Origin of the sequence: Maribacter corallii (assembly GCF_047345415.1) — a bacterium.
Lineage (GTDB): Bacteria > Bacteroidota > Bacteroidia > Flavobacteriales > Flavobacteriaceae > Maribacter_C.
In genome coordinates, this window is sequence record NZ_JBLFEP010000002.1 from 96,878 (window position 1) to 112,747 (window position 15,870).

Consider the following 15,870-nt stretch of genomic DNA (forward strand, 5'->3'; position numbering starts at 1 on the left):
CGTATTCAGAGTAATGGCTACGACGGTTGGTCGTAGCTGTTACTTTATTTAAAAATTAAAAGGCTTATAAAGTATTTAAAGGATGGAAAAATTATTAGAGGAGTTTTCGTTAGGGCTGTTTTTTTGGCAGTGTCTTTTGTTCGGTTTACTACTTTTCCTATTGTGGAAGTTCGCCTGGAAACCGATTTTGAATGCGGTCAACGAACGTGAAGATGGTATCAAGGATGCCTTAGCTGCCGCAGAAGATGCCAAGAAGGAAATGCAGAACGTTACGGCGGATAGTGAGAAATTGTTAAAAGAGGCCCGTGCTGAACGTGAAGCGATGTTAAAGGAGGCCCGTGAAATCAAGGATAAATTGATCGCGGACTCCAAAGAACAGGCGAAAGTCGAAGGGGATAAGATGTTGAAACAAGCCCAAGCCGCAATAGAAAGCGAAAAGAAGGCTGCCGTTGCCGATATCAAGAGTCAAGTGGCCAATTTATCGGTCGACATTGCGGAAAAAGTGATCAAAGAGCAGCTCTCCTCCAAAGAAAAGCAGTTGAAGTTGGTCGAAGATATGTTGGGCGACATCAAATTGAACTAAGCGAACATGGGTAATTCAAGAGCAGCAGTACGGTATGCAAAGGCGATTCTTGACCTAGCAGTGGACAACAAAACCACTGATAAGGTAGAAAAAGACATGCGTAGCATTGTAGCCACGGTAGCGGAAAGTGCCGAGCTTAGAAATCTATTGGCGAGTCCGGTAATCAAATCCGCCATTAAAAAGGAGACACTTTTAAGTATTTTTAATGGAAGCGATGCCGTTACGGAAGGATTGATTACGATTTTGGTCGATAACAAGCGGGTAGACTTGCTCGATGAGGTGGCCGAAAAGTATATCATCCTCAATGAGGAGTTAAAGGGTAAAGATTTGGCCTATGTGACCACAGCTATTCCTTTGACCCCCGCGTTGGAAAAAGAGATATTAAAGAAAGTAACCGAATTGACCGGTAAAAAGGTGACCATCGAAAACAAGATCGATGAAAGCATCGTAGGGGGCTTCGTCCTTCGGGTAGGAGATTTGCAGTATGACGCAAGTATTTCCAACAAGCTGAACAATTTAAAGAGAGAATTTACAAATAGTCTATAAACAAATATTTTGGGATGAGACGTCTGACGTCTTATCTCTTACGTCTTATATCTAGAACATATGGCAGGAGTAAAAGCCGCTGAGGTATCAGCAATTTTGAAGAAACAATTATCAGGATTCGAAGCGACCGCTTCATTGGATGAGGTCGGAACCGTATTGCAAGTAGGTGATGGTATCGCACGTGTATACGGCCTTTCTAATGCTGAATATGGCGAATTGGTGGAGTTCGAAGGCGGACTGAAAGGTATCGTCTTGAACTTAGAAGAAGATAATGTTGGTGTCGTATTGTTGAGCCCTTCAAGAGACGTAAAAGAAGGTTCGGTAGTAAAACGAACACAAACAATTGCCTCTATCAATGTTGGCGAAGGTATCGTGGGCCGTGTGGTAAACACTTTGGGGTTACCTATAGACGGTAAAGGTCCTATCTCAGGTGAGACTTACGAGATGCCATTGGAGCGCAAAGCGCCAGGGGTTATCTTCCGTGAGCCGGTGACTGAGCCCTTACAGACCGGTATTAAGGCGATTGATGCCATGATTCCCGTAGGTAGAGGACAAAGAGAATTGGTCATTGGAGATCGTCAAACAGGTAAGACCACAGTTTGTATCGATACCATTTTGAACCAAAAAGAATTTTACGATGCAGGTGAGCCCGTATATTGTATATATGTAGCCATTGGACAGAAAGCTTCAACAGTTGCCGGTATTGCACAAACCTTGGAAGATAAAGGTGCTTTGGCGTATACTACTATAGTCGCTGCAAATGCATCTGACCCTGCTCCAATGCAGGTGTATGCTCCTATGGCAGGTGCGGCGATTGGAGAGTACTTCCGTGATACAGGTCGTCCAGCATTAATTATCTATGATGATTTATCAAAACAAGCGGTTGCCTATCGTGAGGTATCACTTTTGTTAAGAAGACCTCCGGGCCGTGAGGCATACCCTGGTGATGTTTTCTACCTACACTCTCGTTTATTAGAGCGTTCTGCAAAAGTCATCAATGATGATGCGATTGCAAAAGACATGAATGATTTACCTGATTCATTGAAACCAATGGTAAAAGGGGGAGGTTCTTTAACTGCATTGCCAATCATTGAGACACAAGCAGGTGACGTTTCTGCATATATTCCAACGAACGTAATTTCGATTACGGACGGACAGATATTCCTTGAGCAAGATTTGTTCAACCAAGGGGTGCGACCTGCAATTAACGTGGGTATCTCCGTATCGCGTGTAGGAGGTAACGCCCAGATCAAATCGATGAAGAAAGTGGCCGGTACCTTGAAGTTGGACCAAGCACAGTTTCGTGAATTGGAAGCATTCGCCAAATTCGGTTCTGACCTAGATGCAGCTACCTTGAACGTTATCGAAAAAGGACGTCGAAATGTGGAGATTTTGAAACAAGCACAGAACGATCCGTTTACTGTAGAAGACCAAGTAGCGATTATCTATGCAGGTTCCAAGAACTTGTTACGCGACGTTCCTGTCGATAAAGTAAAAGAGTTCGAAACAGACTATATCGAATTCTTGAAAGCAAAACATCAGGATGTTTTGGATACTTTGAAGTCTGGAAAACTGACCGATGAGGTTATTGACACCTTGACAGCGGTTGCTAAGGATATTTCTGGAAAGTATAGAAGCTAGTTAAGAGTTATGAGTACGGAGTTATGAGTAGATTAAATGAAAGCCCGATTCGAAAGAAAAGCTTTCTATTTGCCTGCGAAATAGTCCAGTACTGCGATCAACTCAAAGAAAAAAAAGATTTCGAATTAGCTTCTCAACTTTTAAAAAGCGGAACAAGTATTGGTGCTAATACAAGGGAGGCCCAAAGAGGAGTTAGTACAAAGGATTTTAAAAATAAGTTTGGGATTGCATTAAAAGAAGCCGACGAAACCATTTATTGGTTAGAAATATTGGAGGCAACTGGAAGACGAGTTCCCAAAGACATGAAGGAAAAGTGTGAGGAGTTAATTAGAATTTTGGTTGCTATAATCAAAAACTCATAACTCTGAATTCCGAACTCATAACTTAAAAAAATGGCCAATTTAAAGGAAATCAGAAATAGAATAGCGTCGGTATCGTCAACAATGCAGATTACCAGTGCCATGAAAATGGTATCTGCTGCTAAGTTGAAGAAGGCTCAAGATGCTATTACTGCCATGCGCCCGTACTCTGATAAATTGACGGAACTTCTTCAGAGTTTAAGCGCAAGTTTAGATGGAGACTCAGGAAGTAAATTTTCAGATAACCGAGAGGTAAATAAGGTATTGATAGTTGCGATAACCTCAAACAGAGGTCTTGCAGGGGCATTTAATTCCAATATCTTAAAACAATGTACTACGTTGATAGAAGAGACTTATGCTGGTAAGCAGGTTGATTTTATTACAATAGGCAAGAAAGCAAATGATTTTTTAAGTAAAAAATCTACTATACTTTCCAATCATAGCGATTTGTATGAGGATTTAACCTTCGATAATACCGCGATAATCGCTGAAGACTTGATGGAGAGATTCACTTCAGGGGAATATGACAGAATTGATGTCGTTTACAATAAGTTTAAGAATGCGGCAACTCAAATTGTAATGACAGAGCAGTTCTTGCCTATCGTTCCTATTGAAGATGAAGAAGGTTCTAGCGGAGACTATATTTTCGAACCCTCCAAAGGCGAAATCGTTGAGCAGTTGATTCCGAAGTCTTTAAAAACACAGTTGTATAAGGGAATTCGTGATTCTTTTGCCAGTGAGCACGGGGCTCGTATGACGGCCATGCACAAAGCGACCGATAATGCTACCGAGTTGAGAGACCAATTGAAGTTGACCTATAACAAAGCAAGACAAGCAGCGATAACCAATGAGATTTTGGAAATTGTGGGCGGTGCCGAGGCATTAAATAACTAAAGTGTCATCCTGAGCTGCTGACCGAGCGCAGCCGAAGGAACATAACATAAAATTTGAACAATAAAAACCTCACAGCAATGTGAGGTTTTGTTTTTTTAACCGATTTTTGTCGCCGCCATGCAATCCAAGAAAACCGCCTTACTTTTTATTTTCATCACCATCTTGGTAGACGTGATCGGTATCGGAATCATCTTGCCGATAATTCCTGATCTGATCATGGAGTTGACGGGCGAAGGTACGTCGATGGCCGTTATCTACGGCATGTGGTTGACTACCGCCTTTGCGGGCATGCAATTCTTGTTCTCCCCTGTTTTAGGTGAAATTTCAGATCGGTTCGGAAGAAGGCCCATATTACTATTGGCACTTTTGGGACTAAGCATCGATTATATGATCCACGCCTGGGCGCCTACCATTATGTGGTTATTTGTCGGGCGCTTTCTTGCCGGAATTACCGGTGCAAGTTTTACGGTAGCATCGGCCTACATCGCCGATATCAGCGCCCCAGATGAAAAAGCAAAGAACTTTGGATTGATTGGTGCCGCTTTTGGATTGGGTTTTATCATTGGTCCTGGTATCGGTGGGTTTTTCGGTGAGATCGATATCCGGCTACCCTTTTATATCGCAGCCGGCTTGACGTTCGCTAATTTTGTTTTTGGATACTTCTTCGTACCCGAATCGCTGACCGAAGAAAATAGAAGACCTATTGAGCTATTGAAAATGATCCCAGGGGTTTCTTTAGTAAGTCTACGCAACTACAAAGGGGTTTTATTGCTCATTTTTGCCTTCTTTTTGGCGAATTTGGCTGGACAGGCCTTACCGTCTACTTGGTCGTATTACGGTATAGAGCGATATGACTGGAGCCCTCAGGACATCGGAATATCACTTATGGTCGTCGGATTACTCGTGGCTATTGCACAAGGCTTTTTGGTCGGAGTGGCCGTAAAAAAATTCGGCAAACAGAATGTGGTAGTATTCGGCTTCTTGATGTGGACTATAGGAATGTTCCTCTTCTCGTTGGCTTCCGAGCCATGGATGTTGTATGCCTTTTTGATTCCATATGCCCTTGGAGGGGTCGCCGGACCCACGGTTCAAGGGGTTATCTCTAATCAAGTATCCGAAAAGGAACAAGGTAATCTTCAGGGTGCCATTACCGGTTTGGTGAGCATCACCGCCATTTTAGGACAGTTGATTTTCTCTCCGGTGTTCTACTTCTTTATTCGCCCGGAAGGTAACACCTACTTCCCAGGAGCTCCCTACGTACTGGCCGCTATCTTTTTGTTCGTAGCACTTATCTTCGCAACACTGGCCATGAAGCGCATTGCAATCAGTGAAGAACCTCTTGGGCAATAGCCTATTTTTGATCAAAAGAGGTATAGGAGGATGTTTTTTTGATTTTCAGTGTAACATTTTTCAGGTCGTGTATCTAAAGGAAAGAAATCATAAAAAGATACATCATGAAAACCATTCAAAAATTGATCGCTTCCGTTCTATTGCTCTCCCTTTCGCTCGTTTCAGCACAATACAAGGCCTTTGAGGTAGAAGTTAGCGGAGCAGGACAACCGATATTATTGTTCCCAGGATTTACATGTACCGGCGAGGTATGGGAAGATACCGTTACCGAACTCTCCAAAACCTACGAATGCCATGTCTTTACCTTTGCCGGATTTGGGGATGTTCCTCCTTTGGAAAAACCATGGCTACCCAAAATCAAAATAGCCGTTCAGGAATACACCAAAGAAAAGCAACTCGAGAACCCGATGATTATCGGGCATAGTTTGGGGGGCGCCTTGGGTCTATGGCTAACGACAGAAGAAAACCATCCCTATTCAAAACTGATTGTAGTAGATGCATTGCCCGCAACTGGAGCGTTGATGATTCCGAACTTCAAAAGCGAGAATATGGCTTATGAAAGTCCATGGAATCAACAATTGCTAGAAATGGATGAGGCTGCTTTTGCACAAATGGCCACTCAAATGGCGGCCGGTATGGTATTGGATACCGAAAAACATCCACTTTTGAAGCAGTGGATCATCAACGCCGATCGCGAAACCTATGTGTACGGGTATACGGATCTCTTGAAACTTGATTTAAGACAGGATATCGCCAACATTGACATTCCTGTAACCATTTTGGCAGCGACCCACCCGTATGGGCTTGAAATGACCAAAAGCACGTACGATTCGCAATATAGTGCGCTTGACGCCTATAACATTCAATTCGCCGAAGGATCCGCTCACTTTATTATGTATGACAAAACCACTTGGTTTATGGAGCAACTCAAGAAACACCTATAACACAAATGGAGAAAAGCCCAACTGTTTTCCAAAGTATCTATACGTCGAACTACCCGAAGGTCATGCGGCTTTGCCTGGGGCATGTAAATGGCGACGAGGCCATGGCCCAAGAGCTGGCCCAAGAGACGTTCATCAAAGTCTGGGAGAATTTATCCTCCTTTCGTGAAGAAGCACAGGTGGCTACTTGGGTCTATCGGATTACCGTAAATACCTGTCTGCTCCATTTTAGAAGAAAGAAAAGGGAAAACACCGTAGAGTTAAGTCAACAACTGGCACAACCCGAAGCGGAGGACCACCTAACAAAGCAAGACCAAATCACGCAACTATATGCCTGTATCGATACACTTCGATCAGAGCAGAAATCAATCATCTTATTGGAATTGGAAGGAATACCCCAAAAGGAAATTGCCGAAGTGATGGGATTGACGCATGAAGCGGTTCGCGTACGGATACATCGAATAAAAAATGCACTAACAAACTGTGTACAGCATGAAAACATTTAAGGATTTACAAACACAATGGAAAAATCAAGAGGAAGTTCAGGTTCCTGAAAACGGGGCCGAACGGATTATGACAACCTTGACCGACATTAAGCGAAAGCAGCGGTTGACCAATGGCATTCTATTGACAACGGCAGTAGTACTTATCTGCTTTTTCTTCTACGTCTCCGCATTTAAATTCCAGACCGTACTGATCGGACTGCTACTTATGATAGGGTCGCTTTTCTTTCGGATAGTGCTTGAACTATTGAGTTTAAAAAAGCTCAGAAGTATGGACCCTTTGAATAGGGCGGTGGAATATAAAAGGCAAATGATCCGGTATTACCATAGACGGCGAATCATACATCTGGTGATCACTCCTTTGATCATTTTGACTTACTGTGTTGGATTTTGGTTATTACTTCCGGCTTTTAAGTCCAGTTTGAGTGCCGGTTTTTACCAATATATCGTTTGGTCGTCCGTGGTCGTCCTATTGATTCTCGGCTTTTTCATTGGGAGGCAAATTCAGGAGGAATTGAAGGTTTTGAGAGGCTTAAAAGAATAGAGAACACACGAGACCGTTGTCGTAGGCACGGCATCGCAAAGGGAGAGGTGAACTAAACTTTGTTAGCTCTCTTAGAATAGGTACTTTTATGGTCCTAATCCGTCAGGTATTGAACCCGCTTAAAAAACTCTTCAAACAAACTGCGATTTATGGATTGGCAACCGTTTTGCCGCGGATGTTGAACTTTCTACTTTTACCCCTGTATACCGGAATATTGGTAACTGCAGGGTATGGAAGGGTCAGTGTGATTTTCTCTTGGATAGCGATTTTCAACGTATTTCTGGCCTATGGGATGGAAACCGCCTTTTTCAGATTTTACAACAAGGCTGACAATAAGCAGGGCGTGGTAGCCACCTCCTTGATTTCATTGATGGCGTCTACCCTTGTATTTGTGTTGCTCGCTTTTTCTTTTCAGGGAAGTATGGCAAGTTCCTCAGGAATAGATGTTCGTTTTGTCCGTTATGCAATTGGTATTCTAGCTTTGGATGCTTTGGTCATTATCCCCTTTGCGTGGCTTCGGGCCAATGAAAAGCCCATGAAATATGCGATCATCAAGATGACCAATGTGGCCATAAATCTGGGATTGAACCTGTTCTTCTTACTGCTATTGCCGAAGCTGTTTCAGGAAAACCCCGATGGCGTATTGGCTGGAATGTATCGACCGAATTTTGAAATATCCTATATCTTTTTATCCAATCTTGTTGCCAGCGGCATCACCTTGTTGTTCATGTTGCCATTGTATCTGAAAAGCACTTATGTTTTCGATACCGCCTTGTGGAAACAGATGTTGAACTATGCTTGGCCGGTCTTGGTGGCCGGGGTTGCTTTTACGGTGAATGAGGTTTTTGATAAAATTTTGCTTGAAAGACTGCTTCCCGCTGAAATTGCCCTAAGCGAAACGGGGAAATATACTGCTTGCTATAAATTAGGACTGTTCATGATGCTTTTCGCCACCGCCTTTCGCATGGGAATCGAGCCTTTTTTCTTTAGCCATTCCGGTACGGAAAACCCGCAAAAGGCGTATGCCCAAATCACCAATTATTTTGTTATTATAGGAAGTGTAATTTTGCTTACGGTCGTTGTCTTCTCCGACCTTTTAAAGCGTCTCTTTATCGATGAAGCCTATTGGGAGGCCATGGCGATTGTACCCCTCATCTTATTGGCAAGTTTTTTTCTGGGCATTTACCACAACCTTTCGGTATGGTACAAAGTGACCGATAAAACACGTTTCGGTGCTTTTATATCGGTTATAGGAGCGATTATAACAATTGGTATAAATTACTTTTTTATTCCGCTTATCGGGTATATGGCTTCCGCCATTGCGACCCTGATGGCCTATGGTACCATGATGGTATTGTCGTATTACTTTGGCAAGTCTCGCTACCCCGTGCCCTATAATTTCCGAAAGATCTTGTTCTACTTGGGCATTTCCATTCTTTTTTCAGCAATCGCTTTTTATGGTTTCAACAGAAGTCTGATCGCGGGTTGTATTTTATTGACCTTATTCTTGGGGCTCGTGTACAAATTGGAAAATGATAAACTAAGACAGATATTCTTAAAACAGAAAACTTAAGCCTAAAAGTAGCCGTCCGATATAGGAACTAAAATTCTTGGCTTTTTATATACATATGCGTCATGAACATTAAAATTATCAATAGATCGTCCCATAGCTTACCACACTATGAAACCGGTGCTTCTGCGGGAATGGACCTTCGTGCCAATATTTCTGAAACTGTTACGTTACAACCTTTAGAGCGTACCATTATTAAAACTGGTCTGTTTATAGAACTTCCGGTAGGTTTTGAGGCGCAAGTGCGACCCAGAAGCGGCTTGGCGGCCAAAAAAGGAGTCACGGTGTTGAATGCGCCAGGTACCATCGATGCCGATTACCGTGGCGAAATTGGTGTGATTCTTGTGAATCTTTCCAATGAAACGTTCACTGTTGAAAATGGGGAACGCGTGGCCCAATTGGTAATCGCCAAGCATGAACGGGCCGATTGGATAGAAGTAACCGAGCTTTCGGAAACCAATAGAGGAGAAGGAGGTTTCGGTAGCACTGGGGTCAAATAAGAGCAACCCTCCGGAAAAATAGAGTAGAGTTACTATATGAAAAAGAGTCTTTTTCTTTGTTGTATCATCACCTGGTTAGGAGGTATTACTGCCCCTGCCCTCTATAGTCAAGAAGAGCAGGAATTAGATGTGGAACAAAGTGCAGAAGTGTTTCTAGAGGAATACTCCGATGATTTTCAGGAAAACTTTTTCGAGGCGCTCAAACAGAAGGGTATAGAAAACTATGACAAAGCTGTCAATCTTTTGTTGAAGTGTAAGCAGCTCGATGAAACCAATAGAGTGGTAGATCATGAATTGGCAAAGGCCTACTATGAAGACAAACAATTTACGGTAGGCGAGGGCTATGCCATCACCGCTTTGGACTCAGAGCCTGATAATCCTTGGTATCTCGAAACTCTGGTCGATATTCTCGAAAAACAAGGCAACAACATTGATGTGGTCGCTGCCCGAATACCTTATGATAATCCGAAACTAAAGGAAAATCTGGCCCTGACCTATTTCAAAAGAGGGCTTTATGAAAATGCATTGAAGGTATTGGAAGAAGTCCGGAAAAGTCCCTTTTCCGAAGATTTGACTACGAAGATCAACGACTCGGTAGAAAAGCGCAAAGCGAAATCTACCTCCTTCACGGTTGAGAACTCCAATGCGGGTGCCGCGAACCCGATGCAAGGGTATCAACTGCGTATTGAGGGGCTGATACGTACAAACAGTACTACCATTTTGCTTCAGGTTTCCGAAGAAGCTCTTGAAACCTACCCTTCACAACCCTACTTCTACTATGCACAAGGCTATGCGCTAAATAAGGCCAAAAAACCACGGGAGGCCATTGACGTTTTGGAGGCTGGTTTGGACTATCTCGTAAATGATATTGGTCTAGCCAATAAATTCTATACCGAACTTGCTGACGCCTATACGGCGACCTATAATACTGTGAAAGCAAATATGTACCTTAGTAAGATAAAACCTGGTTTTTGAATATGCGAATCCTGAATCGAATCGGCACTATGGGGCTGCTTTTTGCAGTCATTGGTATTATGACGGTATCATGCAAGTCTAAAAAAGTGCTGGCCGATGGCTCCATGGACGCAAACGCTTCGGCGAAATCCATTATTAAGGCTCATTATCAGAATCAAGTTCAATTCAACACGCTTCGCGGTAAAATGAAGATCGATTATTCTGACGGTGAAGCCAAACAGGGTGTTACGGTAAGTTTTCGCATAAAAAAAGACGACGCAATTTGGATGAGTGCCCCCTTTGGAATGGTAAAGGCATATATAACACCCGAGCGTGTCTCTTTCTACAACAAATTGGAGAACGAGTTTTTCGATGGTGACTTCTCTTACCTCAGTAATTTGCTGGGTACCGAACTTGATTTCGAGAAAGTACAGAACCTGCTTTTAGGCCAGGCCTTATTTGATCTTCAGGAGGCTAAATATGACTTGGAGGCTGCTGATGGGACATATCAACTGACACCAAAAAAATCAATGGCACTCTTTCAAACCCTTTTTCAAATAGAGCCGAAGAACTTTAAAATGGCGTCGCAAGAATTGTCCCAGCCTTTGAAAAAAAGATGGCTGCGTATCAATTATACCGATTATCAAAAAATTGGGACCTGGGTAGTGCCGAATACGGTATTGATTACCGCCATGGAAGAGAATACCAAAAACACCATCGATATTGAGTATCGAAATTTGGAATTTGACCAACAAATATCATTTCCATATAAGATTCCCAAGGGGTACAAAGAGATTGTTTTGAATTAAAATGATAGTTAAAAAGCGACTTGTCCTTTTTGCAATAGTATCATTGGTACTTCTGCTGGTACCCCGAGCTACCTTGGCCCAAACCAGCGAACAGAAGGCGTTGGAATCAAAACGGGAGCAACTTCAAAAAGAGATTGACGATATCAACCGATTGCTTTTCGCGGAGAAGAAAGAGAAAGGGACTATTTTAGACCAAATGGAGGCGTTGGACAAGAAAATCAATGTGCGTGAACAGCTGATTCGGGTGACCAACCAACAATCAAACCTGCTCAACCGACAGATTAACGCCAACGTCAAGAAAATATCCAAGTTACGGGAGGATTTAAAACTGCTAAAGGATGACTATGCCTTGATGATCCGAAAGTCGTATCAAAATCGGTCACAACAGAGCAGATTGATGTTCTTGTTGTCCTCTGAAAACTTTTTTCAAGCCTTCAAGCGCTTGCAGTATATGAAGCAATACACGGCGTATCGCAAAGAACAGGGTGCCGAAATCGTATCGAAAACAGATGACTTGGCACGTTTGAATAAAGACCTTAATGAAGAACGCAAGGTGAAGGAAGTCTTGATTGCACAGAATAGAAAGGCCAAAAACCAACTTTTTAAGGAAATCAAGACCCAGAAAGAATTGCTGGCGACTATACGCCAAAATGAAAGCAAGTATACCGCCGAAATACGGAAGAAGCAGCAAGAGGCCAAAAAGATCGATCGGCAAATCGAAAAACTCATTAAAAGCGCCATTGCGGCGGCCAATAAAAAGTCGAACAACACCAAAGGGGACTTAAGCAAATTTGTTCTTACCCCTGAAGCTACAGTCTTGGCCAACAGTTTTACGGCAAATAAGGGCAAATTGATATGGCCGGTCGAAAAGGGAATCAAAAGTCAGGGCTTCGGGGTTTACAGTGATCCAGTCTATCCCGGAATTAAGCATGAAAGCAATGGGGTCATTATTGCCACGGATGAAGACGCGAAAGCACGGGCGATTTTTCAGGGTGAGGTCATTGCCATTCTTTCAGTACCCGGAGGAAAAAAAGGGGTGCAAATCAAACATGGCAATTTTATTAGCACTTACTACAATCTTTCCGAAGTGTATGTGAAAAAAGGAGATCAGGTCGCTGCCAAAAAGGAACTCGGAAAAATATATACCAATCGAAATAACGGTCAGACACGCTTGAAATTTTACCTTTACAAAGATACATCACGATTGAATCCTGAGGAATGGGTGTATCAACTATAATGAAAAATAATGAAGAAGATTACTGATTTACAAGGGAGTTTTACGCTGCATAACGGAGTGAAAATGCCCTATCTGGGTTTGGGAACCTACCAATCGGATAATGATCAAGAGGTCATTGATGCAGTTTCATATGCCTTACAATTGGGGTACCGGCATATCGATACGGCCTCGATCTATGGCAATGAAGAAGGGGTTGGTAAAGGAATAAAAGAAAGTGCTGTAAACCGCGAAGAGGTATTTATGGTGAGTAAAGTCTGGAATGCGGACCAAGGGTATGAAACCACCTTAAAGGCTTTTGAAGCTTCACTGAAACGGCTAGATCTCGAGTATCTCGATCTATATTTGATTCATTGGCCGGTTGATGGAAAGTATACGGACACGTGGCGTGCCCTGGAGAGACTCTATGCCGAAAAGCGCATTAGGGCCATCGGTGTAAGCAATTTTATGCAACATCACTTGGAAGACCTGTTGACCCACGCGGAGGTAGTTCCTATGGTCAATCAGATGGAATTTCACCCCTATGTGGTGCAACAAGATCTGATCGATTACTGCAGTGCCAAAGGAATTCAATACGAGGCCTGGTCACCTTTTATGCAGGGAAAGGTTTTCGGCTTGGATATATGCCAAGAACTTTCAAAAAAGTATAAAAAGACAGTGGCTCAGGTCATTCTTCGTTGGAATTTGCAGAAAGGAGTCGTAACGATTCCAAAATCGGTCAAAAAAGAACGGATCCTATCGAATGCGGCTATTTTTGATTTTGAAATAAGTAAAGAAGATATCGCCTACCTTGATGGTTTGGACCGGGGAGAACGCATCGGTCCTGATCCGAATGACTTCGATTTTTAATCGCCCATAAATAAAGCCCTCAATTCTGTTGCCTGATTGGGTTTCATTTTACCCGCAAGAACCAAACTCAATTGTTTTCGGCGCAGGGCCGCGGCGAATCGTTCTTTTTCCAGTTCGGTTTCGGGCTCCAAAGGAGGTACTTTGGTCGGTTTGCCCATCTCATCCAAGGCGACAAAAGTATAAATACCCTCATTTGCTTTTGAACGCTGTCCGCTGAATCGACTTTCGATCCAAACATCGATATACACTTCCATTGAGGTAGAGAACGCTCTTGAAACAGCAGCTTCTACGGTAACTACACTCCCCAACGGAACGGGTTGAGTGAAGGCCACATGATTGACCGATGCCGTGACCGTAATACTACTGCTATGTCTTCCTGCGGCGATACTGGCAGCACGGTCCATTCGGGCCAAAAGCTCCCCGCCAAAAAGGTTCTTAAGCATATTGGTCTCTCCCGGTAATACCAGGTCACTCATTATCGTTCGCGAATCGTTTGGGGTCTTAGCGGTCATACCTGAATTTTTTTGACAAAGATAACGGGCACAAAATGATATTCCTTGGAAAACGTATTTATTTGAGCTTATTTCCAGCTTTGTAGTTCGATGAGGTTCCCTTCGGGATCACGAGCATATACGAAAGTGATTCTCCCGACACCGGGCACTTCTTTTTCAGTAATCTGGCCAAATGCCTGTCCGCCATTTTGAATTAAGGTTTGTAGTACGTGTTCCACATGGTCGACCTCAAAGGCAATATGTCCAAAGCCTCTGGTGTTCGGTCTAACAGCTTCACGCTCATCAATAGATCGGTATTGATATATTTCAAGGGTAGGCCCGTAATTTCCGTGACCAGGTAGCAACAAATGGACGCCCTCTAACTGTGCATTTTTCAAACCTGTGCCCTGGTCGAGCCACTCACCTGATTGACGCCGGACCGGAGGAACCAGTTTGCAGTCAAAGGTGTTCATGTAGAAGTTGGCGAGCTCCCTCCAATTGGCACTGATGATGTTCGTATGTGCAAACCTCATGATACTGAATTAGATCGTAGTCAAATTGGAAACTGTCATGTCGTTGTTTACATTTCCTGTGTTCAAGGTGCTTGCGGGTTCGAACAACAATACATGTACTTCGTTGGGAGCGTAGGGTTTATGAAAAATACCTTTTGGTATAATGACAAATTCCCCGGGCTTCAGCTGCAGTGTTTTATCTTTCAGTTCAATATACAGTTGACCGGATATGACATAGAACAATTCATCTTCGTTATCGTGTTGGTGCATCACGAAATCTCCCTTGAATTTGGCCACTTTGACCAGTTGTCCGTTGAGTTCACCGACTATTTTCGGTGACCAATAGTCGCAAAAGGAGCTCAGTTTATGCGATATGTTTACTTTCGTTATTTCCATGGTCTTAATATAGTGTTGATGCTATTCCAAAAGCAGTTTGAGAAGGAACTTCGCTTCCCTATTCCTTTATTACAATGGTGGCCTTGTGCCCGATTTTAAAATTACAGGAGTTGGCGATAAAGCACATTCTGTTTGCTTCTTCATGCAGTTCATTGGCTTTATCAAGAGTATCGGCTTCCATAACTTTTACCTTTGGATAAAGCGTAACCGCTGTGAAGCGTCCAGCGCCGTTGGCGTCCTCTTCCATAAGTCCTTCGGCATGGTCAGTATACTCAGTAACGATAATTTGATGAACAGCACATAAATGCAAGTACCAAAGCATATGGCAGGCGGAAAGTGACGCAAGAAACAGTTCTTCAGGATTATATCTTGTGGGGTCTCCCATGAAGGAGGGGTCAGATGCCCCCATGATGGGGTGCATCTTCCCATCCGCATTGATTTGATGGTTTCGTTCATAGGCCTGATAGCCGGAAGTGCCTTTGCCCGTATTGCCCGTCCATTTCAGTGAGGTGTTGTACCGATGCAGTTTCATAGGTCGTTCTTTGTTAATTCCTCTGCAATGCGCTCACCAAAGGAGCTATGCTCGAGATTGGATTCCAATATTTCCAGATGCTTCATAATTTCAATGTTTTTATTGAGGAGTTCGAAGGTGACTTTTTTTCCGATTTCCCAGATTTTGGTAAAAAGAGGGAGTGTGTCTTGCGCTTTTTTCGTCAGTCTAAAAATGGTTCTCCTTTTGTCGGCAGTGTCTTTGGTACGGAGCAAATACCCCTTTTGTGTCATTTTATGGGTCATGGTAATGACCGACTGATGTGTGAACTTTAATCGGGCAGCAATTTCCATAACTGAAACGTTGGGTTGCTCGTTGACGATCCACAGCACCAAATACCAATTGGGTTCGGTGTCTATATCGAGATCTCGGTACATCGCGCGTAAGCTATGAGACATTTTATCACTGATGCGTTTTAACCGGGTATCGAGATTGGCATAATCTAATTGCCGGACCAAATCAAGGGCCATAAAGGTGATTTTTTGTAAAACTACAAAAAACGCAGTGAACTGCGTAAAATCATTTTGTATGCTTACAATAAGAGTACAGTAGGAAAAAAAAGTATGGGAAACACAAACAAATACCCGTTTTCGTATCTAGTTGACGCATAGCGTGATAGGTCAAGCGAAAAAGTCTTTGAAAAG

20 protein-coding genes are annotated in these 15,870 nt (G+C 43.0%); 15 read left to right on the forward strand and 5 right to left on the reverse strand.

Annotated features, from left to right (window positions below; translation table 11 throughout):
* Positions 1–82: 82 nt before the first annotated feature.
* The 15 genes from ACKWCA_RS05715 (at position 83) to ACKWCA_RS05785 (ending at position 13,277) form a co-directional block, all read left to right on the forward strand.
* Positions 83–583, forward strand: coding sequence for a F0F1 ATP synthase subunit B (locus ACKWCA_RS05715; RefSeq protein WP_413977203.1), 501 nt, complete (start codon positions 83–85; stop codon positions 581–583).
* Positions 584–589: 6 nt separating this feature from the next.
* A complete protein-coding gene (gene atpH, locus ACKWCA_RS05720) occupies positions 590–1,129 on the forward strand; it encodes an ATP synthase F1 subunit delta (protein ID WP_413977204.1) in 540 nt (179 codons plus the stop codon).
* Between the two features lie 60 nt (positions 1,130–1,189).
* Complete coding sequence (atpA, locus tag ACKWCA_RS05725) at positions 1,190–2,770, forward strand: F0F1 ATP synthase subunit alpha (RefSeq protein ID WP_413977205.1); 1,581 nt, start codon at positions 1,190–1,192, stop codon at positions 2,768–2,770.
* Positions 2,771–2,793: 23 nt separating this feature from the next.
* Positions 2,794–3,132 carry a four helix bundle protein gene (locus ACKWCA_RS05730; RefSeq protein WP_413977206.1) on the forward strand — a complete coding sequence of 113 codons (339 nt, stop codon included), beginning with the start codon at positions 2,794–2,796 and terminating at the stop codon, positions 3,130–3,132.
* 30 nt (positions 3,133–3,162) lie between these two features.
* Positions 3,163–4,023 (forward strand): ATP synthase F1 subunit gamma, encoded by an 861-nt coding sequence (atpG, locus tag ACKWCA_RS05735; protein ID WP_413977207.1) that lies wholly within the window; start codon positions 3,163–3,165, stop codon positions 4,021–4,023.
* Between the two features lie 117 nt (positions 4,024–4,140).
* Entirely contained in the window at positions 4,141–5,373 is a 1,233-nt protein-coding gene (locus ACKWCA_RS05740; RefSeq protein WP_413977208.1) for a TCR/Tet family MFS transporter, read from the forward strand.
* 104 nt (positions 5,374–5,477) lie between these two features.
* Complete coding sequence (locus tag ACKWCA_RS05745) at positions 5,478–6,317, forward strand: alpha/beta fold hydrolase (protein WP_413977209.1); 840 nt, start codon at positions 5,478–5,480, stop codon at positions 6,315–6,317.
* A 5-nt stretch (positions 6,318–6,322) separates the two neighbouring features.
* Positions 6,323–6,820 carry an RNA polymerase sigma factor gene (locus tag ACKWCA_RS05750; protein WP_413977210.1) on the forward strand — a complete coding sequence of 166 codons (498 nt, stop codon included), beginning with the start codon at positions 6,323–6,325 and terminating at the stop codon, positions 6,818–6,820.
* Positions 6,807–7,361 carry a hypothetical protein gene (locus tag ACKWCA_RS05755; protein WP_413977211.1) on the forward strand — a complete coding sequence of 185 codons (555 nt, stop codon included), beginning with the start codon at positions 6,807–6,809 and terminating at the stop codon, positions 7,359–7,361. Before ACKWCA_RS05750 ends, ACKWCA_RS05755 begins: the two co-directional genes overlap by 14 nt.
* Positions 7,362–7,470: 109 nt before the next feature.
* Positions 7,471–8,934 (forward strand): lipopolysaccharide biosynthesis protein, encoded by a 1,464-nt coding sequence (locus ACKWCA_RS05760; protein ID WP_413978025.1) that lies wholly within the window; start codon positions 7,471–7,473, stop codon positions 8,932–8,934.
* 62 nt (positions 8,935–8,996) lie between these two features.
* Positions 8,997–9,431: a dUTP diphosphatase gene (gene dut, locus ACKWCA_RS05765; RefSeq protein WP_413977212.1), complete on the forward strand. Its 435-nt coding sequence runs from the start codon at positions 8,997–8,999 to the stop codon at positions 9,429–9,431.
* Positions 9,432–9,467: 36 nt separating this feature from the next.
* Positions 9,468–10,406: a tetratricopeptide repeat protein gene (locus ACKWCA_RS05770; RefSeq protein WP_413977213.1), complete on the forward strand. Its 939-nt coding sequence runs from the start codon at positions 9,468–9,470 to the stop codon at positions 10,404–10,406.
* Between the two features lie 2 nt (positions 10,407–10,408).
* Positions 10,409–11,194 carry a lipoprotein insertase outer membrane protein LolB1 gene (locus ACKWCA_RS05775; protein ID WP_413977214.1) on the forward strand — a complete coding sequence of 262 codons (786 nt, stop codon included), beginning with the start codon at positions 10,409–10,411 and terminating at the stop codon, positions 11,192–11,194.
* A 1-nt stretch (position 11,195) separates the two neighbouring features.
* Positions 11,196–12,431: a murein hydrolase activator EnvC family protein gene (locus ACKWCA_RS05780; RefSeq protein WP_413977215.1), complete on the forward strand. Its 1,236-nt coding sequence runs from the start codon at positions 11,196–11,198 to the stop codon at positions 12,429–12,431.
* Between the two features lie 9 nt (positions 12,432–12,440).
* The gene (locus ACKWCA_RS05785; RefSeq protein ID WP_413977216.1) at positions 12,441–13,277 is read left to right on the forward strand and encodes an aldo/keto reductase; all 837 of its coding nucleotides are present in this window, start codon (positions 12,441–12,443) and stop codon (positions 13,275–13,277) included.
* On the opposite strand, the gene ACKWCA_RS05790 is transcribed toward ACKWCA_RS05785, so the two are convergent.
* The 5 genes from ACKWCA_RS05790 to ACKWCA_RS05810 form a co-directional block, all read right to left on the reverse strand.
* Positions 13,274–13,789: an acyl-CoA thioesterase gene (locus ACKWCA_RS05790; RefSeq protein ID WP_413977217.1), complete on the reverse strand. Its 516-nt coding sequence runs from the start codon at positions 13,787–13,789 to the stop codon at positions 13,274–13,276. The two genes, ACKWCA_RS05785 and ACKWCA_RS05790, sit on opposite strands and share 4 nt — an antisense overlap.
* A 68-nt stretch (positions 13,790–13,857) precedes the next feature.
* Complete coding sequence (locus ACKWCA_RS05795; protein ID WP_413977218.1) at positions 13,858–14,301, reverse strand: VOC family protein; 444 nt, start codon at positions 14,299–14,301, stop codon at positions 13,858–13,860.
* A gap of 9 nt (positions 14,302–14,310) precedes the next feature.
* The gene (locus ACKWCA_RS05800) at positions 14,311–14,676 is read right to left on the reverse strand and encodes a cupin domain-containing protein (RefSeq protein ID WP_413977219.1); all 366 of its coding nucleotides are present in this window, start codon (positions 14,674–14,676) and stop codon (positions 14,311–14,313) included.
* Between the two features lie 58 nt (positions 14,677–14,734).
* A complete protein-coding gene (locus ACKWCA_RS05805) occupies positions 14,735–15,208 on the reverse strand; it encodes an OsmC family protein (protein WP_413977220.1) in 474 nt (157 codons plus the stop codon).
* Complete coding sequence (locus ACKWCA_RS05810) at positions 15,205–15,696, reverse strand: MarR family winged helix-turn-helix transcriptional regulator (RefSeq protein ID WP_413977221.1); 492 nt, start codon at positions 15,694–15,696, stop codon at positions 15,205–15,207. The genes ACKWCA_RS05805 and ACKWCA_RS05810 overlap by 4 nt, the downstream gene beginning before the upstream one ends.
* Between the last annotated feature and the right edge of the window lie 174 nt (positions 15,697–15,870).

Coding starts and splice junctions, on each gene's coding strand:
- ACKWCA_RS05790 (WP_413977217.1), bottom strand. CDS start 13,789: ATGACCGCTAAGACCCCAAACGATTCGCGAACGATAATGAGTGACCTG.
- ACKWCA_RS05770 (WP_413977213.1), top strand. CDS start 9,468: ATGAAAAAGAGTCTTTTTCTTTGTTGTATCATCACCTGGTTAGGAGGT.
- ACKWCA_RS05715 (WP_413977203.1), top strand. CDS start 83: ATGGAAAAATTATTAGAGGAGTTTTCGTTAGGGCTGTTTTTTTGGCAG.
- ACKWCA_RS05775 (WP_413977214.1), top strand. CDS start 10,409: ATGCGAATCCTGAATCGAATCGGCACTATGGGGCTGCTTTTTGCAGTC.
- atpH (WP_413977204.1), top strand. CDS start 590: ATGGGTAATTCAAGAGCAGCAGTACGGTATGCAAAGGCGATTCTTGAC.
- ACKWCA_RS05795 (WP_413977218.1), bottom strand. CDS start 14,301: ATGAGGTTTGCACATACGAACATCATCAGTGCCAATTGGAGGGAGCTC.
- ACKWCA_RS05750 (WP_413977210.1), top strand. CDS start 6,323: ATGGAGAAAAGCCCAACTGTTTTCCAAAGTATCTATACGTCGAACTAC.
- ACKWCA_RS05805 (WP_413977220.1), bottom strand. CDS start 15,208: ATGAAACTGCATCGGTACAACACCTCACTGAAATGGACGGGCAATACG.
- ACKWCA_RS05810 (WP_413977221.1), bottom strand. CDS start 15,696: ATGGCCCTTGATTTGGTCCGGCAATTAGATTATGCCAATCTCGATACC.
- ACKWCA_RS05800 (WP_413977219.1), bottom strand. CDS start 14,676: ATGGAAATAACGAAAGTAAACATATCGCATAAACTGAGCTCCTTTTGC.
- ACKWCA_RS05755 (WP_413977211.1), top strand. CDS start 6,807: ATGAAAACATTTAAGGATTTACAAACACAATGGAAAAATCAAGAGGAA.
- ACKWCA_RS05745 (WP_413977209.1), top strand. CDS start 5,478: ATGAAAACCATTCAAAAATTGATCGCTTCCGTTCTATTGCTCTCCCTT.
- ACKWCA_RS05730 (WP_413977206.1), top strand. CDS start 2,794: ATGAGTAGATTAAATGAAAGCCCGATTCGAAAGAAAAGCTTTCTATTT.
- ACKWCA_RS05740 (WP_413977208.1), top strand. CDS start 4,141: ATGCAATCCAAGAAAACCGCCTTACTTTTTATTTTCATCACCATCTTG.
- atpA (WP_413977205.1), top strand. CDS start 1,190: ATGGCAGGAGTAAAAGCCGCTGAGGTATCAGCAATTTTGAAGAAACAA.
- ACKWCA_RS05785 (WP_413977216.1), top strand. CDS start 12,441: ATGAAGAAGATTACTGATTTACAAGGGAGTTTTACGCTGCATAACGGA.
- ACKWCA_RS05780 (WP_413977215.1), top strand. CDS start 11,196: ATGATAGTTAAAAAGCGACTTGTCCTTTTTGCAATAGTATCATTGGTA.
- dut (WP_413977212.1), top strand. CDS start 8,997: ATGAACATTAAAATTATCAATAGATCGTCCCATAGCTTACCACACTAT.
- atpG (WP_413977207.1), top strand. CDS start 3,163: ATGGCCAATTTAAAGGAAATCAGAAATAGAATAGCGTCGGTATCGTCA.